Annotated in this window: 2 protein-coding genes and 1 pseudogene; 2 read left to right on the top strand and 1 reads right to left on the bottom strand. The window is 68.7% G+C overall.

Annotation, left to right across the window (positions count from 1 at the left end; translation table 11 throughout):
* A pseudogene (locus HMPREF3115_RS32190) lies at window positions 1-146 on the bottom strand (peptide-binding protein); the annotation flags it as partial.
* 362 nt (window positions 147-508) lie between these two features.
* On the opposite strand from HMPREF3115_RS32190, the gene HMPREF3115_RS03740 reads away from it, so the two are divergent.
* Window positions 509-1,540, top strand: coding sequence for a bile acid:sodium symporter family protein (locus HMPREF3115_RS03740; protein WP_070553462.1), 1,032 nt, complete (start codon window positions 509-511; stop codon window positions 1,538-1,540).
* Window positions 1,541-1,697: 157 nt separating this feature from the next.
* Window positions 1,698-3,539: an EAL domain-containing protein gene (locus HMPREF3115_RS03735; protein WP_070553463.1), complete on the top strand. Its 1,842-nt coding sequence runs from the start codon at window positions 1,698-1,700 to the stop codon at window positions 3,537-3,539.

Raw genomic sequence — 3,539 nt, 5'->3', positions numbered from 1 at the left:
CCGGCCGGCTGGCCGTACGCGTGCATGTCGCCGCCGCCGAAGCCGTGGCTGCCGTGCGGCGGCTGCGCGAGCGCGAGCGGCATCAGCAGCGCGCCCAGCGCGCCGGCCACCCATCGTGCGATGTTGCGTTTCAACCGTTCCGTCATCGTTCAGTGCCTGTTCACGCTCGCCGCCGTTGGTTGCGCGGCCGACGCGAGCCTTTCAGCAGTAATTTATGAGCCGGCGAAAAACGTGTCGAGCCAAAAAGTGTTAGGCCCCGGGCATCGGTGTAACACCATGTTACTGCTAGGTTTTTTCGCGCCGGAGCACATCGCCGACGATGCTTTTGGACGACGTTTCGCCGCGCCGCCGAGCGTGCTCTGTCAATGCCTACGATTCATCAATCGATTCGCACAATGAATTTGTGTATTGAATCGACTATCGCGAAAATATCGCCAATCGCGCGCAGCGCGCGGCCGCCCTGCGCTGCCCGTTCGCCGCGCATCCGCCGTTTCAGATCGAGATTCCGATGGCCCGTCCCCGTTTTCTTCCCGACAACTTCACGCTCGCGCTCGTCGGCACCGTCGTGCTCGCGAGCCTGCTGCCGTGCCGCGGCCCGGCCGCCCATGCGTTCAACTGGGCGACCAATATCGCGGTCGGCCTGCTGTTCTTCCTGCACGGCGCGAAACTGTCGCGCGAAGCGGTGATCGCCGGTGCGACGCACTGGCGGCTGCACGCGGTCGTGCTGCTCAGCACGTTCGCGCTGTTTCCGCTGCTCGGCCTCGCGCTGAAGCCCGTGCTGCAGCCGCTCGTCACGCCGACGCTGTATGCGGGCGTGCTGTTTCTCTGCACGCTGCCGTCGACGGTGCAATCGTCGATCGCGTTCACGTCGATCGCGAAGGGCAACGTGCCGGCGGCGGTGTGCGCGGCGTCCGCGTCGAGCCTGCTCGGCATTTTCGTGACGCCCGCGCTGGTCGGGCTGATGATCACGTCGCAATCGGCGGCGGCGGCTTCGCCGTGGAGTACGGTCGGCAGCATCGTGATGCAGCTGCTCGTGCCCTTCATCGCCGGCCAGCTGCTACGGCCCGTGATCGGCGGCTGGATCGATCGCAACCGCGGCGTGCTGCGCTTCGTCGACCAGGGCTCGATCCTGCTCGTCGTCTACGTCGCGTTCAGCGAGGCCGTGAATCAGGGGCTCTGGCACCAGATTCCGGCGCACGCGCTCGCCGGCCTCGTCGCGGTGAACCTCGTGTTGCTCGCGATCGCGCTGCTGCTGACGGCGTTCGTCAGCAAGCGGCTCGGGTTCAATCGCACCGATCAGATCACGATCATCTTCTGCGGATCGAAGAAGAGCCTCGCGGCCGGCGTGCCGATGGCGAAGGTGATCTTCTCGGCGCAGGCGGTCGGCGCGATCGTGCTGCCGCTGATGCTGTTCCACCAGATTCAGCTGATGGCGTGTGCGGCGCTCGCGCAGCGCTGGGGCGCGCGCGACATGAGCGGCGAGCGCGACGAGGGCGACGCGAGCGCTGCGCCCCGCACGCTGAGCGCGGGCAAGCGCTGACGCGACTGGTGCCGCTCATGAGGTGCGCGACCTGAGGCCCACGGCCAGCGCGCGGCACGATGCACCAACATCGCGCATCGCGTCACACAATCTTCATTCAATTCTGCGCGCGCGCTGCCGTTAAGTCGTGGGTCCCGTCGCTTCGGCCGCCACGCTCATGCCCGCGCCCCCTCCCGCTCCCGCTGCCGCCGGCAGCACCTCGCGCCTGATCGCGGATCGCGCGCTCGCCGCCGTGTTCCAGCCGATCGTCGACCTCGGGTCCGGAACCGTCATCGGCTACGAGGGGCTGATCCGCGGGCCGCACGGCACCGAGCTCGAGCCGCCTGCCGCGTTGTTCGCGCAGGCCGCGCGCGAGGGCGAGACGCTCGCGCTCGAACAGGCGGCCGCGCTCACCTGCCTCGACGCGTTCGCGGCGCTCGGCTGCGACGGCAAGCTGTTCCTCAATTTCAGCGCCGGCACGATCCTGCAGCTCGCGCGCGAACGCGAGCGTGCCCGCATGCTGCTCGGGCGCGCGCGGGTCGGCGCCGAGCGCATCGTGATCGAGCTGACCGAGCAGAACGCGACGACCGACGTCGCGCATATCGTGCCGGCGATCGCGTCGCTGCGCGATGCGGGCATCCAGCTCGCACTCGACGACTACGGCACCGCGAACGCGAGCATGAACCTCTGGCTGCGCCTGCACCCGGACGTCGTGAAGATCGACCGCTTCTTCATCCACGACATCGCGCGCGACCCGCTCAAGTTCGAAGCCGTGAAGGCGATGCAGCATTTCGCGCATGCGAGCGGCGCGAAACTGATCGCGGAAGGCATCGAGAACGAATGCGACCTGATCGTCGTGCGCGACATGGGCATCTGCTGCGTGCAGGGCTTCCTGCTCGGCCGCCCGAATGCGCGGCCTTCGCGCGTCGTCGCGCCCGCCGCGCGCGACGCGATCCGCACGCCGCACATCGCCGTGTTCCCCGGTGCGACACGCATCGCGCGGCCGGCCGGCACGATCGCCTCGAAGATGCTCGTGCCGGCGCCGGCGCTGCCGCGCGACGCGACCAGCAACGACGTGCTGGACTTGTTCAACCGGATGCCCGACCTGCACGCGGTCGCGCTCGTCGAGCGCGGGCGGCCCGTCGCGCTGGTCAACCGCCGCGGCTTCATCGACCGCTTCGCGCTGCCGTACCACCGTGAGGTGTTCGGCAAGAAGCCGTGCCTGCAGTTCGCGAACGACGCGCCGCTGATGATCGAGAACTCGACGACCTTCGAGCAGCTCGCGATGCTGCTCGCGAGCCATGACCAGCGCTATCTGGCGGACGGCTTCGTGATCACCGAGCACGGCCGCTACGTCGGGCTCGGCACCGGCGAAAGCCTCGTGCGCGCGGTGACCGAGATGCGCATCGAGGCCGCACGCTATGCGAACCCGCTGACGTTCCTGCCCGGCAACATCCCGATCAGCGCGCACATCGATCGCCTGCTCGCACGCGACGCCGGCTTTCACGCGTGCTACGTCGACCTGAACCAGTTCAAGCCCTTCAACGACCAGTACGGCTACTGGCAAGGCGACGAGGTGCTGAAGTTCGCCGCGACGGTGCTGGCCGGCGTCTGCGATCCGCAGCGCGACTTTCTCGGGCACGTCGGCGGCGACGATTTCCTCGTGCTGTTTCAGCGCGACGACTGGCGGTCGCGCGCGCTCGCCGCGATCGAGCGCTTCAATCAGGGCGCGCAGCTGTTCTATACGCAGGCCGACCGGCAGGCAGGCGGCCTGCGCGGCGAGGATCGCCACGGTAACCCTGCGTTCTTCGGTTTCGTGACGATGGCGATCGGCGCGGTCAGCGTACCGGCCGGCGCACACGGCGCGAAGCGCTATGGCAGCGACGAAATCGCGTCGGTCGCCGCGCTCGCGAAGCGGCGCGCGAAACAACAGCCGGGCGGACTGGCGGTGGTCGACCTCGATGCGGGCCGCGCGGCGCTGCGGGAGCGCGGCGAGCCGCCCGGCCCGAGCGCGGGCTGA

It is taken from the genome of Burkholderia sp. HMSC10F09, assembly GCF_001806955.1.
Lineage (GTDB): Bacteria > Pseudomonadota > Gammaproteobacteria > Burkholderiales > Burkholderiaceae > Burkholderia > Burkholderia multivorans.
The sequence above is the reverse complement of the archived record's forward strand: the minus strand, read 5'-3'. Positions and strand labels throughout refer to the sequence as shown.